The following is a 16536-nucleotide window of genomic DNA, read 5'->3' as shown; positions in this document are numbered from 1 at the left end:
TTACTATTTTTTTAAATCAATTTGAATATCTTGATAAACACGATCCTTGTCATTTAAAACATCTGAAATACTCAAATGTCTAGATGCTAAAGCATTGCGATAATCGATAGGTAATACTTTTTTAAACAAACTCACTGAAGCTTCAAATGCATCAAGAATAGATTTACCTTTAATTGAATTAGTAAGTTCAACATGCCTCTCAATGTACATTCGAACAATTGAACGATCTTCTTGCGTTAAATCCGTAATCTCAACCATTTCACGATTAACTTTCCCTTCGAAATCATTTTTTTCATCCAATATGTAGGCTACTCCACCTGACATTCCAGCTCCAAAATTACGACCAGTAGCACCTAAGATTAGCACTAAACCTCCAGTCATGTATTCACAACCATGATCTCCAATTCCCTCAACGACAACTTTTGCACCTGAGTTACGAACACAGAATCGTTCACCTGCCATACCAGCTAAATAGGCTTCTCCAGAAGTAGCTCCGTAAAAACTAACGTTACCGACAATACTATTATCGGAAGCATTGAATTTAGCTACACGTGAAGGATAAGCTATAATGGTAGATCCACACATTCCTTTACCAATATAATCATTGGCATCACCTTCGATTTCAAGCTTTAATCCTTTTACCGAGAAAGCACCAAATGACTGGCCAGCTGTACCATTAAACTTAATATGAATCGTATCGGCAGGTAATGCCTTTTCCCCATACTTCTTGGTTATTTCATTCGAAATTATGGTACCTACGGAACGATTGACATTTATAATTGGTAACTCACCATACACAGATTCTTTTGTATCAATTGCCTTTTGAGCGATTTCTAAGATTTTCCAATCCAGTTGTTCTTCTAAACCATGATCTTGTTCCTCAGACTTAACTACAGCAACACCATCTTCACGTAGTGCTGGTGATAAAATTGGAGATAAATCTACATGCTTAAACTTCCAGTGATTAGACAAGTCAGTCATTTCCAACAAATCTACACGACCTACCATTTCTTCCAAGGTACGGAATCCTAACTCTGCCATAATTTCACGCATATCTTGCGCTAGGAAATGGAATAAATTAACTACATCCTCAGGTTTACCGGTATACAAGGCACGTAATTCAGGATTTTGTGTTGCAACACCTACTGGACATGTATTTAAATGACACTTGCGCATCATAATACAACCCGCAGTAACTAAGGCAGCAGTTGCAACTCCAAATTCTTCTGCACCTAATAAAGCAGCAATTGCAATATCACGACCCGTTTTAATTTGACCATCTGTCTGAACAGTTACTCGGCCACGTAATTTATTTTTAACTAAAGTTTGATGTGTCTCAGCTAAACCAAGTTCCCATGGCAAACCTGCATGACGTATCGAAGAAAGTGGTGAAGCACCCGTTCCTCCATCATAACCCGCTATTAGAATATGATCTGCGTGCGCTTTGGCAACACCGGCTGCAATAGTACCAACACCAGCTTCAGAAACTAATTTTACTGAAATACGTGCTGCACGATTCGCATTTTTTAAGTCAAAAATTAATTGTGCTAAATCTTCAATTGAATAGATATCATGATGTGGAGGAGGTGAAATTAGACCTACACCCGGAGTCGAGTGTCTTGTTTTTCCAATCCAATCATCCACTTTATGACCTGGTAATTGGCCACCTTCTCCTGGTTTTGCACCTTGGGCCATCTTAATCTGCAACTCTTTGGCATTCGTCAAGTAATTCGCAGTTACCCCAAAACGTCCAGAAGCTACTTGCTTAATAGCTGAATTCATTGAGTCGCCATTAGCCATGGCCTCAAAACGGATAGGATCTTCTCCTCCCTCACCGGTATTGGATTTTCCTCCTATACGATTCATAGCGATTGCTAATGTCGTGTGCGCTTCGTAAGAAATTGATCCAAATGACATCGCTCCTGTAGCAAAACGCTTCAAAATATTCTCTATAGGTTCAACTTCATCAATCGAAATTGATTTTGAAGATTTAAATCGCAATAATCCACGAAGTGTAATCGCTTTCTTCGTTTGATCATCTATGATTTTAGCATACTTTTTGTAAACAGAATAGTCATTCGACTTTGTTGCCTGTTGTAATAAGTGAATGGTCGCAGGATTAAATAAATGCTCCTCTCCTCTTTGCTTCCATTGATAAATACCACCAACTTCTAATTTGGGATATTCTGATTTTAACAACTCATAACCTGCATGATGCTTAACTAAAGCTTCTTTGGCAATCGTATCTAAATCAATACCATTTATTCGACTAATTGAACCCGTAAAATACAGATCAACAACTTCTTTGCCTATACCAAGAATTTCGAAAATTTGTGCGCCTTGGTAAGATTGTAAAGTCGAGATTCCCATTTTAGAGAATATCTTCAATAACTCACCATTAACCGCCTTAATGTAATTGTATTCTAATTTTTCATAGGAAAGTGACTGATCCACAAGATTCGTTTCCTTCATGGCACGAATGGTTTCAAATGCCATGTATGGATTAACAGCTGATGCTCCGTAACCAATTAAGGTTGCGAAATGATGTGTTTCCCAAACATCTCCTGCTTCAACAATGATACCCACCTTAGCCCGTTTTTTCGTACGAATCAAGTGATTATGTACTGCTCCTAAGGCTAATAAAGATGGAATAGGCGCGTGCGATGAATCTACACCACGATCAGTTAATAAAATAATCGAATACCCATCATCAACTGCATCTTCTGCATATTGGCAGATTCGTTCCAATGCTTTCTTTAAAACACCTGCCTCTTCTGAAGCACGGAAGGTCATGTGAATTGATTTCGTTTGAAAGTTTTCGTGATCAATCCAACGTATTTTTTCAACTTCCTTGTTACGAAGAACGGGTTGTTGTATTTCAATTTGCTTGCAATGATTTGGACTTTCCTCTAATAAATTAGATAAACCTCCAATATCTGTCAACAAAGACATAACCATGCGCTCACGAATTGGATCGATCGGCGGGTTAGTTACCTGAGCAAATAATTGTTTGAAATAGGATGATAAATGCTGGGCTTTATCAGAAAGTACTGCCAATGGAGTATCAATACCCATTGAACCCAAAGCCTCTTTTCCTGTCTCCGCCATTTGCGTCAAAACAACGCGGATGTCTTCTGTTGAGAACCCGAATATTTGTTGGCGTGAAATTAATTCCGTAGCCTTAGGCTGACGATACTCACTTCCTGCTTCAGGTAAATCCTCGACACGAATTTTATTTTCACGCAACCATTGACCATAGGGTTGTTGCTGGCATATTTTTTCCTTTAATTCCTCATCTGGAATAATACGACCTTGCTCCATGTCTACAACGAACATTTTTCCTGGCTGTAAACGACCTTTCGAAACAATGGTAGCTGGATCTAAATCCAATACACCAGCTTCAGATGCCATAATAACATGATCATCCTCGGTTACCCAATAACGAGACGGACGCAAACCGTTACGATCAAGCGTTGCACCAATCATTTTACCATCAGTAAATGAGATACTAGCTGGACCATCCCATGGTTCCATCATTGCCGCATGATATTCATAAAAATCACGCTTATATTCAGCCATACTATCGTTGCCATCCCAAGCTTCTGGAATTAACATCATCATGACATGTGGCAAAGAACGACCACTTAAATAAAGAAGTTCAATCGCATTATCTAGTATCGCAGAATCGGATTGCCCTAAGCTACATACAGGCAAAATCATATCTAGTTCTTCTTGCGTGAAGAATTTACTTGAGAATAAGGCAGATTGCGCCTGCATCCAAGATGAATTACCTTTAACAGTATTGATTTCTCCATTATGAGCGATAAAACGGAAAGGCTGAGCTAATTTCCATTCAGGGAATGTATTCGTGGAAAAACGAGAGTGAACAATTGCTAACGCTGAAGTAAAATTCTCTTCGTGCAAATCCTTAAAATATCCAGGTACTTGCATCGTCGTTAACATACCTTTATAAATAATAGTACGACATGACAACGATGTGAAATAAAACTTACTCTCTAAAGCGGGAATTGTTTCATTCAATAAACGAGTAACATATTGACGGAAAACATAAAGTTTGCGTTCAAAATCGATTTCAGTAGCGCAAGTTTCAGGGCGCTCGATAAATAATTGTTGAATGGAAGGTTCTGCTTTTCCAGAATCAGCTCCCTGGATATCACCATTATCAACCGGAACAATTCGATATCCAATTAAACGCAGTCCTAATTTTTTTGCCTTACGTTCGATAACCTCTTTACATTCTTTGATTAAATTCTCCTGATTAGGAAAAAAAATCATCCCTACGCCGTATTGGCCTGGTGCTGGAAGCGAAAACCCAAGTTTTCTTGACTCTTCCAAAAAGAATTCATGGGGTATTTGCAATAATACACCTGCTCCATCACCTGAATTTGGATCACAGCCACAAGCGCCTCGATGGTCCATACGAATCAGCATCGTAATCGAATCTTGCACGATACGATGGGATTTTATGCCCTTCATACTCGCCACAAAACCGATTCCACATGCATCGTGTTCAAATTCTTTTCTGTAAAGACCCTCTCCGGATATGTTATTCATAATAATATATAATTATTCTAACAAAAAAATAAAATAAATGTAATTGAGAATTATCTTAATCTAAATGAATATTCAATAGAATAAGCACATATTTCAAATTTAACTAAAAATATATTTGGCTAAAATCAAAAATTACAAAATAATATACTGAATCAATGAATATCAATTTTACGATATAGTTATTCTTAAAATAATCCTATATTTAATTAATAATCGTCGCCATAATCACTTCCGTCGATACCATATTCATCAGTATTTGCATCTGATTCATCTTCAAAATCATTTTCTAAGTCATTTAAATAAATCGCATCTACTCCTTCTTGGTTGGAGTTCATGATCGTTAAATTTTCAATTTTAGCTTGATCAAGCCGATCGACTATTTCATCATTTTTAGATACAACCACGAATAAACCCAATTCATTCGTACAAATTTTAGTAGCCTTTCTGATAGCTGAAACGCCAAAACCATCAATCATTTGAACCTTTGAAAGGTTTAAAATCATATTGGAATATTCTTTTTTAAACAATAATCGAACGGCTAATTCTAATTCTTCATAATTATCTTGAATTAAGCCTTCACTTAACCACTCAATTAATGCATAACTCTCGTTTTGTTCTAGTTGATAAACCTTTGTTGACATGTTAAAGAAAAGATGAAATTTGATTGTAAATATCTTGTACGTAATTATCAGACAAGTCTTCTTTTATAAACTTATTCCCCGTAATCTCTTCATAAAGTAGGATGTATCGTTCGGAAATTTGATTAACAAAGTCATCATTTATTTCAGGTACGCTTTGCCCCTCTTTACCTTGAAAACCATTTGATATCAACCATTCTCTTACAAATTCCTTTGAAAGCTGCTTTTGCGGCTCTCCTGACTCAAATAACTCTTGATATGTGTCTTTATAAAAGTATCTCGATGAATCCGGCGTATGAATTTCATCCATCAACATGATTTTTCCTTCATAAAAACCAAACTCATACTTTGTATCTACCAGTATTAAATGCTTATCATTTGCCATTTGTTGCCCCCTATTAAACAATGCAAATGTTTTCTCTTCAAGTTCAGCCATCACTGAAGGACTGACAATACCCTGGTTTAAAATTTCCTTAATCGAAATATCTTCATCATGACCCTCGCTCGCTTTTGTTGTAGGGGTTATAATGGGTTGTGGTAGTTTTTGATTTTCTTTTAGACCATCAGGCAATGTGACACCGCAAACCTCGCGTTTACCCGATTTATATTCACGCCACAAGTGGCCAACTAAATAGCCACGAACAACCATTTCAATTGGGATCGGATTACAAGCCAGTCCAAATGCAGCATTAGGAGCCGGAGAATTAATTAACCAATTAGGAACAATATCTAAAGTAGCTTTCAAAAAATGTGCTGCAATTTGATTCAAAACCTGACCTTTGTAAGGAATTTCCCTTGGAAGTACAACATCAAATGCAGAAATACGATTCGATGTTATCATAAGCAGATATTTTCCAAAAGAATATACATCTCGAACTTTTCCTTTGTAAAAAGATTGTTGGCCTGGAAAATTAATGGGTGAATTTGACATAGACTACTTGTTAAAATAAAGTTTTTTCTTTGCGTTTCATTAAATCTAGCAAATTAATTGCTTCATTTAATCGCAGATTACTACTAGCTCTTGCTTGATTAATAATGGATGATTGCTTTTTATCAACAGGAACATGAACAGTAACAATCTCATACATTTTGATCATCGTATCAGACAAAATGGGATCTTGAACAATAATATCCATACAGAATGATAAAGATCGTTTGAACTCCTTTTTTTTAAAATAGGACAACATATTGATAACATGCTCATTCAAAACTTTTGATCTACTAGCTAACTCCTCATTTTTGACCCCTACTTTCAAAGCCAAATTCCTTTTCATCCGGTTTAAATCGTTATTAGTAAAGATACTACGGCTTTCAATCGATTTAATTTGCTTGTATGCTACTTTAAATTTTTTCTCAGAAACGAGTTTGTTGACCAATTCAATTTGTTGATTATACCTGTAATTACTTTCAGCATAAAATGACTGAATAAAAAGTATTATGATATAAAAAAAAGTTGAAAACACGCCTAAACTTTAAGAATACGATACTTTATCCCAATGTCTATCGAGAGTAAAGCTATAATCAAAATTAATAAATATTGGAGCAAAAATGGTCTCATCGAACTATTTTCCTCACTTAAAAATTCAAATAAGTTAAAATTATCTTGATTCGATTCATTTATTTGCCAAACATTATTCGCGTTTTCATAATATTCAACACGATTAACTGGTTTTAGGGTATTGAAGTAAATGCTATTAACTAATTGTAAGGTCCGGTTTAATGGCCTTTCAATACTAATTAAATGAAAAAACGACTTTTCAGATGTTGGAGGAATAAATTGATAATATTGGTTAGTATTTGGGTTAAACAAACAAATTTGAATCGATTCATATTTCGCCGAAGGAATCCTAGTTATGATGTTTATTTGATCATCTTCGGAAAGCGTAAAGCCTTTCGGATTACTTGTTTTAATAACCAATAAAGCTTGCTTTGAAGATGATTTCTCAGATAACGAATTAATAAAAAATGATTTTGAAGCCACTAAAAAGAGGGCAAAAGCCAAAATTCTAACAATTAGTTTAATTAGCAACATGCCAGAAATACTAAGATATTTAGCTCCGATTCTTCTGTAACGAACATATTGCAGCGCAATAAGTGCGATGAAAATCCCAGATAACAAGAAAGGATAATTGCTAAAAATCATTTGAAAGGCAAATTAACTATCAAAAGTAAATTACTATTTTTACATTTCGATTAAAAATAGATGGATATATACAAAAGTTCTCGATTAGATAATCTTAAATATGAGATTAGAGGTCCCGTTTACGAAAAAGCAATAGCTCTTCAAAATCAAGGCTATAAAATCACCTCATTAAACATAGGAAATCCTGCAGCATTTGGTTTTGAAACACCCGATGAAATAGTGCACGATATCATTGTGAATATCCGACAAGCCCAAGGATATGTTGATTCTCGTGGCTTATTTGCTGCCCGTAAAGCAGTAATGCAATATTATCAGAATCAAGGGGTTAAAAACATTATGATCGAAGATATTTACATCGGAAATGGTGTAAGTGAGTTAATTTCATTGGTTTTAACTGCCTTATTAAATGCTGATGATGAAGTTCTTATTCCTTCGCCAGATTATCCTTTATGGACGACTGTAGTTGGTTTAGCTGGTGGTAAAGCTGTTCACTATACTTGTGATGAAGAATCGGATTGGAATCCTTCCATAGAAGATATTGAATCAAAAATTACGAGCAAAACAAAAGCATTAGTAATCATCAATCCCAATAATCCTACGGGTGCGGTTTACACCAAAGAGACGATAAATAATATCGTTAAACTCGCGGAGAAATATAAACTGCTATTATTTGCTGATGAAATTTACGATAAGATTCTCTATGATGGAGCAATTCATCATTCCGCTGCTGGTTTAAGCGAGGACATATTGATTTGCACGATGGGTGGATTATCAAAAAATTACCGAGCTGCAGGTTTTCGTGGTGGCTGGATGATCCTAACAGGTGCAAAACACAAAGCTAAAAGTTACATAGAAGGGTTAAATTTTCTTTTTAGTACACGGTTATGTGCCAATGTGATTACTCAATTAGGAATTCAAACTGCATTAGGAGGTTATCAATCAATAAATGACCTTGTATTGCCAACAGGCCGACTAGCACGCCAAATGAATTTAGCTTCTGATAAATTAAATGCAATTAAAGGCGTGAGTTGTGTTAAACCCAAGGGGGCAATGTACTTATTTCCTAAGTTTGATCTAGCTCAGTTTGATTTTAAGGACGATAATCATTTTGTTATGTCCTTATTAGAAGAACAAAAAATACTTGTTGTTGGCGGACAAGGGTTTAACTATAAACAAAAAGATCATTTTAGAATCGTTTTTTTACCTCATGTAGAACAACTTGCTGTTGCATTGGATAAAATTGCTTTGCATTTTGATAATCATCGCTTATGATATTCCAACAATTCTCCAGGAGACAAAAGTTATTTATTTTCCTTTTCGGGATATTCTTAACTAATGCCATTATCGCTGAAATAATTGGTGTTAAGATCGTCAGTATAGAAAAAAGTTTAGGGTTTAATCCCTTACACTTTCCTACATCTTGGGGAACATTTTGGGATCTAAATCAAACGGCAGGCGCATTAAATTGGCCAATCGTATTCATCGTTTCTGATATTATTAATGATTATTTTGGCAAAAAAGGGGTCCGATTCATTTCTTTTACAACGGCAGGGTTTATTGCCTATTCATTTATAATCATCTATATAGCAACCTTACTTGTTCCGGCCGACTTTTGGTTAGCAACAAATCGTGGGACAACAAATTTTAATATCAACGAAGCATTTAGTCGAATTTTTAGACAGGGTTTAGGGATAATCACTGGTTCGTTGTTAGCCTTTTTAGTTTCTCAAATTGTTGACGCATTAATATTCGAACGAATAAAGGCGAAAACGGGATCTAAGATGATTTGGTTACGAGCAACAGGATCAACATTAATTTCTCAATTGATTGATAGCTTCCTTGTAATTGGAGTAGCTTTCTATCTATTTGGTAATTGGACAATAGGTCAATGGTTTAATGTTTCTCTGAATAATTATCTATACAAATTTATTGTAGCGATATTATTTACTCCATTGTTATACGTTGCGCATCATTACATTGAAGAATATTTAAAGAAGGAAAATTAGTTTCTTCTAAGATTATCCAAAAATACAGCTGTTGATACACCTACATTTAAAGATTCAGCTGCCCCATAGCGAGGTATCGTTACTTTCTTAGTAATGAAATTGAGATTTTCTGGCCTTATCCCGTTTGATTCATTACCAAAAAGTATAAAGCAATTTTCAGGAAATTGTATCCCATGGATATCTTCTCCATTAAGCAAGGCGCCATAAACAGGTACATTTTTATGCCTTGTAAACAATTCATTTAAGTCAACGTATTCAAAATGTATTCGACTAAATGAGCCCATCGATGCTGCTATGACCTTGGGGTTAAAAAAATCTGTACAATCTTTTGACAAGGCAATTTGTTTAATTCCATACCAATCACAAATTCGAATTATAGTACCTAAATTACCTGGATCGCGAATACCATCAAGAACAACAGAAATATTATTCTGATAATTCAATTGATAAGTAAACTGTTGCATAGATACCATCGCAAAACCAAACGAATTACTGACGAGTGTAGATAATTTATGAAGCAAAGTTTCTTCTTCAATATAGAGCTCTGTATGCTGAAATTCCTTGGCATAACGAGTAGCAAATTCATCTGATGTTACGATAAATTCAATTGCAATGTTGGAATGAATTAATTCCAATACCGCCTTCTCCCCTTCCACTAAAAATAATTGATTATCTATCCTACCTTTTTTAGAATGTAGGGAATTAATTAACTTTATTTGTCTATTCGTTAGCATCAAGAAATTGTGAAAAAGGTATCTGCTGTTTTTATTGTTCTTCTTTGGTTTATTTGCCAATCTTGTCAATCCTTGGCAACATATCAATTACCTCCAAGTACAATAAAAAACATTGTAGTAAAAGGGAACAAAATTATCTCAAATGAAGAAATAAAGACAAATATAGCGGGATTAAAAGAAAGTAATAAGTCTTTTACTTTTATTCGGATAAATTCTTTCCTAGCAAAAAAGCGATATAAAAAAGATTCATTAGGTATTAAACAAGCTAGTATTCAATTTTTCAAGCGCGCACCAGCCTTATTGGATACCGCTATTATACAAGCCAACAAAACTTCGCTTCAAGCTTATTATAGAAAAAATGGATTTTTAAAGAATCGTGTAGTCGCTACTACAACAAGTAACGGTAATTCATCTATCGTTACCTACACGATAATTGAAGGCCCTCAAAGTCAATTTTCTTTGCAAGATTCCTTGCTTGTAGATAACCCTCAGTTAGGACAAACGGTAAGCAATTTCTTTGGAAAAACGAGCGCCATTTCAAACGGTAAAGCTCTATCAATTGAAGCGATTAACGAACAAAAATTGGCATTAACCACTTTTTTAAAAAATCGAGGCTATTTCTATTTTAATAATGACGCCATAGGAATATATCTGAATGATTTAAAAGATACGAGTTTACAGCGTGTGGGCTTGATTTATAAAATTCCTGCTACAGGGTATATTAATAATTCAGCAAGAAGTTATGATCGAATTTTCCGTTTTGGAACATTTAAAATTGAAGAGACCACATTGAATCCTATGGATGAATCACAAACTTGGGTTAAACGATCAATTAATTCATCTCAATTAAAACGAATAATAAATTTCAAAGAGGGTGATATTTATTCTTTGGAAAAAGTAAATCAAAGTTTATTAAATATCTATGCTACAGACCAATTTAAGACGGTCAATTTAACATTTGACACAACTGCCAATAAGGTTTATCCTAAAATCGAATTAGTAAAAAATAATAAGTATACATTTTCATCAGAACTTGGTGGTAGTATTTTCAGGGGTATTCCAGGGCCCTTTCTTACAAATACATTTAAAGTACGGCAAGTATTTTCTTATTTAGATTACTTAGACTTTTCAGGTCGAATTGGATTTGAGGCGCAAACAGGTTTTATAAATACAGAAACTACACGAAAAAATTTAGAGTTAAATCTTAGTACAACGTTGAATTTACCTTCTCTTTTTATACCTAAAAGGTTTGATTCGTGGAAGCAATCACTCACAGCATCACAAACTCAAATTGGGATAGGCTATGATTACATTGACCGTCCTGAATATGTGAGAACAAATATTAAATTATTCCAACGATATAACTGGAAGAAATCGACAAATCAATATTTCCAATTATCATTAGTAGATCTTAATTTATTAAATACCAATTATCCTCAAACACCTACATCAGATGCATTTATTGCCTATTTAGAAGAACTTAGACTGAAGGGAAATAATTTATACCGAAGCTTTAATCCAAGCTTTGTATCGAGCATAAATTTTCAATACAATTATCGTTCTTTCCTGCCTTCTAATGCCTTAGTCAATGGAAAATCATTACTGATCAATTTAGAATCAGGTGGTACAACGCTAAATTTAATTGCTAACAATAAGTTAACTTTTATTGAAGATATCTTAAAAAGTAATCAAGGCATTCAGTTTTATCGCTATTTACGTATGAATGTAGATTATCGTAAATACTTATTAGTGGGTAAGCGAAATAAAAGTCAAATAGCCTTTAAAATCAATGCAGGTTTAGCTTATGCCTATGGGGCGGAAAATGGATATCAACTTCCTTATGAGAAAAATTTCTTTATCGGTGGACCGAGTAGCATTCGTGCATGGAAACCTCGTAGATTAGGTCCAGGTGCTTATAATGCAACGAATAATCTCATAGAACAACCGGGAAGTATGATTTTAGAATCATCTTTGGAATACAGATTTCCCATTGTACAGTTTTTAGGCAAAATCAATGGCGCTGTATTTATTGATGCTGGAAATATATGGAATATTGACCATGGACAAAATAATGCAGTAGGTAACTTTAGCGCGAATACCTTTTTAAATGAAATTGCCGTGGGAACCGGCTTTGGTGTTCGTTGGAACTTTGACTACTTCTTATTAAGACTTGATTTAGCAACCAAAGCAGTAAATCCAGGTAACATGGAGAACGAAAAATGGGTTCTTTCCAAAACTACTTGGAGTAGTGGAGAGAACCCAATTGAATTCAATATAGGAATTGGTTATCCTTTCTAATTAAGCTTTTTTACGAGCAATGGCTTTAATTGCTTTATCAACAATTGCTTGCGCATTAAGACCGTATTTTTCCATCAAATCGGCTGGTTTTCCTGATTCACCGAATGAATCGTTTACACCAACAAACTCTTGTGGAGTTGGTAAATTTAAAGCTAAATATTGTGCGATGGAATCTCCTAGACCACCATTGATTTGGTGCTCTTCCGCTGAAACGACACAACCCGATTTAACTACAGATGCATGAATCGCTTGCGTATCTAATGGTTTTATCGTGTGAATGTTAATTACTTCCGCATGAATTCCTTTTTCTAATAAGATTTCAGCAGCAATAATTGCTTCCCATACTAAATGACCCGTTGCAAAAATACTTACATCAGATCCTTCGATTAAATGTAAGGCTTTTCCAATTTCAAATTTTTGATTCTCTGGTGTAAATACAGGGACAACTGGACGTCCAAAACGCAAATAAACCGGACCATCATATTCCGCAGCTGCAATGGTAGCCGCTTTAGTTTGATTATAATCACATGGATTAATAACAACCATTCCTGGAAGCATCTTCATCAAACCAATATCCTCCAAAATCTGATGCGTCGCTCCATCCTCTCCTAACGTTAATCCAGCATGAGAACATGCGATTTTCACATTCTTTCCTGAATAAGCAACTGATTGACGAATTTGATCATATACACGACCTGTACCAAAATTGGCAAATGTCGTTGCGAAGGGAACATATCCTCCAATCGATAAACCTGCAGCTAAACCAATCATGTTTGCCTCAGCAATACCCGTTTGGAAAAAACGCTCAGGTGAATTCTTAATAAATGCTTCTAATTTCAAAGATCCAATTAGGTCTGCACATAAAGCAACAACTTTGGGGTTGTTAACACTCAAATATTCCATTCCTGCTCCAAAGCCTGAACGTGTATCTTTTTTTGTCTCGTAGGTAAATAATGCCATTTCTCTGTATTAATAATCTCCCAATGTTTCTTCTAATTGACCTAATGCTAAAGCTAATTGCTCATCATTAGGTGCGACACCATGCCATTTGTGACTATGCATCATAAAATCCACTCCAGCTCCCATCTCCGTTTTCATAATAACCATGACAGGTTTATTATTAACAAATAGACTTTTAGCTTGTTGGATAACTGCTGTAATGGCAGCCATATCGTTCCCATCAACACGAAGTACTTGCCAACCGAAAGCCTTATATTTAGCTTCTAGGTCAAGGTTATTCATTACCTTCTCTGTAGGACCATCAATTTGTTGGCCGTTCTCATCGATAAACGCAATTAAATTATTCACGTTATGGTGCGGTGCATACATAGCTGCTTCCCATACTTGGCCTTCATTTTGTTCTCCATCACCCATTAGGCAATAGACAGTTGAAGGATCACCATTTAATTTCTTTGCTTGTGCAACTCCAATAGCAACACTTAGTCCTTGTCCTAATGAACCAGAAGCAATACGAATACCTTCTAAATGCTCATGTGGAGTAGGGTGACCTTGTAAACGGGTATTTAACTTACGGAAGGTAGCTAATTCAGTCACAGGGAAGTATCCCCGACGAGCTAACACACTATACAATAAAGGAGATATATGCCCATTGGATAAAAAGAATACATCTTCATTCAATCCGTCCATATGGAATTCAACCTGGCCAGAAGCATCCGATTTAAGATTCATTGAGTTAAAATATAACTCAACCAATAAATCTGTACAACCTAATGATCCACCTGGGTGACCCGACTGGCAGCCATGAACTTGACGTAAAATATCCCGGCGAACCTGGGAAGCGACTTTTTGTAATTCTATTGTTTGCATAATAATTCGATCAGTGGATTTGCTCAGTATGATTTTTGGTGTCCACCTTCGTGATAATGTCAGTAATTATTCCTTTTTCGTCAAACACAAAAGTTGTTCGAGCTATACCCATATAGGATTTTCCATACATGGATTTTTCTACCCATACGCCAAATGCTTCCACAATTTCATGTGATTCATCGGCAATAAGTGGAAATTTTAATTGATACTTTGCAATAAACTTATCGTGTGATTTAGCAGAGTCAGTACTAACTCCAGCAACTTGAAATCCTTTCGAAGCTAGATAATCTAAATTTTCATTCAAATTACATGCTTGTGCAGTACAACCTGGCGTGTTATCTTTTGGATAAAAATACAAAACTGTCTTTTTACCAATAAGATTGAACCCGTTACCAGTTGAATCTATAAAATTTTTAATGGGTGATTCTTGCCCGATCGTTAATTCCATATTATTTGATAGCTAAATCGAATAGTTTTTCACCTTGTAAAAAGCCGCTTAACACATCCCCTATTGCTAAAGGACCTACACCAGCAGGTGTACCCGTAAATATATAATCGCCAGTTTTCAGCGTAAAATATTGCGATATATCGGCTATTAATGCCTCAATATTCCAAATCATCAACTCAGAATTTCCTTGTTGGACTGATGCTCCATTTTTTTGAAGCTCAAAATCAATTGAAGATGAAAAATCAGCTTCAGTAATAGGGCGCATACTTGAGACAAAAGCAGAACCATTAAAGGCTTTAGCCTTTTCCCAAGGTAATCCTTTTTCTTTTAAACGGCTTTGTACATCACGAGCTGTAAAGTCAATACCCAAACCAATCGCATCAATGTATTTATGCGCAAATTTAGCTTCGATGTTCTTACCTACTTTTCCAATTCGATAAACAAGCTCTAACTCATAATGAACATCTTTCGAAAACGAAGGATAGTAGAAAGCTTGAGACGAATCGAGCAAGGCAGTATCCGGTTTGATAAAAATTACAGGATCAGTAGGCCTGTCATTTGACAGTTCCTTTATATGATCCACGTAATTTCTACCAACACAAATGATTTTCATCCGGACTTATTTTAATACTTCAGAAACTAATTTCGCAGCATCCTTTAATAACACAGCTGAGAATACTTTCAAACCTGAGTTATTAATAATTGCAGCTCCTTCTTCAGCGTTTGTTCCTTGTAAACGAACGATAATCGGGATGTTAATCTCACCGATATTTTTGTAAGCTTCAACAACACCATTAGCAACACGATCACAACGAACGATACCACCAAAAATGTTAATTAAAATTGCTTTTACATTGGGATCTTGAAGAATGATACGGAAACCAGCCTCAACTGTTTTTGCATTAGCTCCACCCCCTACGTCTAAGAAGTTAGCGGGATCTCCACCAGATAACTTAATGATATCCATCGTTGCCATCGCCAATCCCGCACCGTTAACCATGCAACCTACGTTACCGTCAAGTTTTACATAATTTAAGTCGTTTTCAGATGCTTCTACTTCTAAAGGATCTTCTTCCTCAATATCACGTAACACAGCTAAATCCTTATGACGGTATAAAGCGTTATCATCTAAATTAACCTTCGCATCTACTGCCAAAATTTTATCATCAGATGTTTTCAACACAGGGTTGATTTCAAACATCGAAGAATCTGTTTCAACATATGCACGGTAAAGTGATTGAATAAACTTAACCATCTCTTTGAACGCTTGACCGCTCAAACCAAGTAAAAATGCAACTTTACGCGCTTGGAAATCTTGTAATCCCACACGTGGATCAATCCATTCCTTGATGATTTTCTCTGGAGAATGCTCCGCAACTTCTTCAATGTCCATACCACCTTCCGTAGAAGCCATGATAACATTGCATGCGCGTCCACGATCCAATAAAATAGAGATATAATATTCTTTCGGCTCTGAATCACCAGGATAGTAAACATCCTCGCTAATTAACACCTTATTAACCTTCTTTCCTTCAGGACCCGTTTGGTGCGTAATTAACTGCATACCAAGAATCTGGGATACCCGTTCTTTTACTTCATCTAAATTCTTTGCCAACTTCACTCCTCCTCCTTTTCCGCGACCACCAGCGTGAATTTGTGCTTTTACTACAAACCAACCAGTACCTGTTTGTGCTTTTAATGCTTCAGCTGCCGAAATCGAATCCTCGATTTTGTCGATAACAATTCCTTCTTGAATTCTTACCCCGTAGCTTTTTAGAATTTCTTTTGCTTGGTATTCGTGAATATTCATTTAGTAAAAATTTTAATTTCGTGAAATTACTATTTATTTGCCAAACTTTTAAATACT

Annotated in this window: 14 protein-coding genes; 3 read left to right on the top strand and 11 right to left on the bottom strand. The window is 35.5% G+C overall.

Features of this window, described 5'->3' with window-relative positions; genetic code table 11:
* Nucleotides 1–3 precede the first annotated feature (3 nt).
* The 5 genes from gltB to V7S75_RS07165 form a co-directional block, all read right to left on the bottom strand.
* Nucleotides 4–4575, bottom strand: a complete 4572-nt coding sequence (gene gltB, locus V7S75_RS07185) for a glutamate synthase large subunit (protein ID WP_459512635.1) — start codon at nucleotides 4573–4575, stop codon at nucleotides 4–6.
* Between the two features lie 206 nt (nucleotides 4576–4781).
* Nucleotides 4782–5216 carry an STAS domain-containing protein gene (locus V7S75_RS07180; RefSeq protein WP_459512633.1) on the bottom strand — a complete coding sequence of 145 codons (435 nt, stop codon included), beginning with the start codon at nucleotides 5214–5216 and terminating at the stop codon, nucleotides 4782–4784.
* Between the two features lies 1 nt (nucleotide 5217).
* Nucleotides 5218–6144 (bottom strand): phosphoribosylaminoimidazolesuccinocarboxamide synthase, encoded by a 927-nt coding sequence (locus V7S75_RS07175; protein ID WP_459512632.1) that lies wholly within the window; start codon nucleotides 6142–6144, stop codon nucleotides 5218–5220.
* 10 nt (nucleotides 6145–6154) lie between these two features.
* On the bottom strand, nucleotides 6155–6589 hold the full coding sequence (locus tag V7S75_RS07170; protein WP_459512630.1) for a hypothetical protein: 435 nt from the start codon (nucleotides 6587–6589) through the stop codon (nucleotides 6155–6157).
* Nucleotides 6590–6678: 89 nt separating this feature from the next.
* Nucleotides 6679–7356: a hypothetical protein gene (locus V7S75_RS07165; protein WP_459512629.1), complete on the bottom strand. Its 678-nt coding sequence runs from the start codon at nucleotides 7354–7356 to the stop codon at nucleotides 6679–6681.
* A 60-nt stretch (nucleotides 7357–7416) separates the two neighbouring features.
* On the opposite strand from V7S75_RS07165, the gene V7S75_RS07160 reads away from it, so the two are divergent.
* Nucleotides 7417–8628, top strand: coding sequence for a pyridoxal phosphate-dependent aminotransferase (locus V7S75_RS07160; RefSeq protein ID WP_459512627.1), 1212 nt, complete (start codon nucleotides 7417–7419; stop codon nucleotides 8626–8628).
* The gene (locus V7S75_RS07155) at nucleotides 8625–9362 is read left to right on the top strand and encodes a queuosine precursor transporter (RefSeq protein WP_459512626.1); all 738 of its coding nucleotides are present in this window, start codon (nucleotides 8625–8627) and stop codon (nucleotides 9360–9362) included. Before V7S75_RS07160 ends, V7S75_RS07155 begins: the two co-directional genes overlap by 4 nt.
* Here V7S75_RS07155 and V7S75_RS07150 read toward each other — a convergent pair.
* Complete coding sequence (locus tag V7S75_RS07150) at nucleotides 9359–10096, bottom strand: TrmH family RNA methyltransferase (RefSeq protein WP_459512894.1); 738 nt, start codon at nucleotides 10094–10096, stop codon at nucleotides 9359–9361. The two genes, V7S75_RS07155 and V7S75_RS07150, sit on opposite strands and share 4 nt — an antisense overlap.
* 9 nt (nucleotides 10097–10105) lie before the next feature.
* Here V7S75_RS07150 and tamL point away from each other — a divergent pair, with 9 nt between their 5' ends.
* Nucleotides 10106–12394 carry a translocation and assembly module lipoprotein TamL gene (tamL, locus tag V7S75_RS07145; RefSeq protein WP_459512624.1) on the top strand — a complete coding sequence of 763 codons (2289 nt, stop codon included), beginning with the start codon at nucleotides 10106–10108 and terminating at the stop codon, nucleotides 12392–12394.
* On the opposite strand, the gene V7S75_RS07140 is transcribed toward tamL, so the two are convergent.
* From V7S75_RS07140 to sucC, 5 genes are read right to left on the bottom strand one after another with little or no spacing between them, the layout of a single operon-like run.
* On the bottom strand, nucleotides 12395–13354 hold the full coding sequence (locus V7S75_RS07140; RefSeq protein ID WP_459512622.1) for a transketolase family protein: 960 nt from the start codon (nucleotides 13352–13354) through the stop codon (nucleotides 12395–12397).
* A 9-nt stretch (nucleotides 13355–13363) separates the two neighbouring features.
* Nucleotides 13364–14221, bottom strand: a complete 858-nt coding sequence (locus V7S75_RS07135) for a transketolase (protein WP_459512620.1) — start codon at nucleotides 14219–14221, stop codon at nucleotides 13364–13366.
* Between the two features lie 10 nt (nucleotides 14222–14231).
* Nucleotides 14232–14669, bottom strand: coding sequence for a peroxiredoxin (locus tag V7S75_RS07130; RefSeq protein ID WP_459512618.1), 438 nt, complete (start codon nucleotides 14667–14669; stop codon nucleotides 14232–14234).
* 1 nt (nucleotide 14670) lies between these two features.
* Nucleotides 14671–15282 carry a fumarylacetoacetate hydrolase family protein gene (locus V7S75_RS07125; protein WP_459512616.1) on the bottom strand — a complete coding sequence of 204 codons (612 nt, stop codon included), beginning with the start codon at nucleotides 15280–15282 and terminating at the stop codon, nucleotides 14671–14673.
* Between the two features lie 6 nt (nucleotides 15283–15288).
* Nucleotides 15289–16479 (bottom strand): ADP-forming succinate--CoA ligase subunit beta, encoded by a 1191-nt coding sequence (gene sucC, locus V7S75_RS07120; protein ID WP_459512614.1) that lies wholly within the window; start codon nucleotides 16477–16479, stop codon nucleotides 15289–15291.
* Nucleotides 16480–16536 lie beyond the last annotated feature (57 nt).

The organism is Aquirufa sp. TARAVU-A1A (assembly GCF_054558675.1).
The sequence above is the reverse complement of the archived record's forward strand: the minus strand, read 5'-3'. Positions and strand labels throughout refer to the sequence as shown.

What these genes read in the sequence shown, in the direction of transcription:
- gltB (WP_459512635.1), bottom strand. Translation starts at nt 4,575, where the DNA reads ATGAATAACATATCCGGAGAGGGTCTTTACAGAAAAGAATTTGAACAC.
- V7S75_RS07135 (WP_459512620.1), bottom strand. Translation starts at nt 14,221, where the DNA reads ATGCAAACAATAGAATTACAAAAAGTCGCTTCCCAGGTTCGCCGGGAT.
- V7S75_RS07140 (WP_459512622.1), bottom strand. Translation starts at nt 13,354, where the DNA reads ATGGCATTATTTACCTACGAGACAAAAAAAGATACACGTTCAGGCTTT.
- V7S75_RS07165 (WP_459512629.1), bottom strand. Translation starts at nt 7,356, where the DNA reads ATGATTTTTAGCAATTATCCTTTCTTGTTATCTGGGATTTTCATCGCA.
- V7S75_RS07130 (WP_459512618.1), bottom strand. Translation starts at nt 14,669, where the DNA reads ATGGAATTAACGATCGGGCAAGAATCACCCATTAAAAATTTTATAGAT.
- V7S75_RS07175 (WP_459512632.1), bottom strand. Translation starts at nt 6,144, where the DNA reads ATGTCAAATTCACCCATTAATTTTCCAGGCCAACAATCTTTTTACAAA.
- V7S75_RS07125 (WP_459512616.1), bottom strand. Translation starts at nt 15,282, where the DNA reads ATGAAAATCATTTGTGTTGGTAGAAATTACGTGGATCATATAAAGGAA.
- V7S75_RS07180 (WP_459512633.1), bottom strand. Translation starts at nt 5,216, where the DNA reads ATGTCAACAAAGGTTTATCAACTAGAACAAAACGAGAGTTATGCATTA.
- V7S75_RS07150 (WP_459512894.1), bottom strand. Translation starts at nt 10,096, where the DNA reads ATGCTAACGAATAGACAAATAAAGTTAATTAATTCCCTACATTCTAAA.
- V7S75_RS07155 (WP_459512626.1), top strand. Translation starts at nt 8,625, where the DNA reads ATGATATTCCAACAATTCTCCAGGAGACAAAAGTTATTTATTTTCCTT.
- sucC (WP_459512614.1), bottom strand. Translation starts at nt 16,479, where the DNA reads ATGAATATTCACGAATACCAAGCAAAAGAAATTCTAAAAAGCTACGGG.
- V7S75_RS07160 (WP_459512627.1), top strand. Translation starts at nt 7,417, where the DNA reads ATGGATATATACAAAAGTTCTCGATTAGATAATCTTAAATATGAGATT.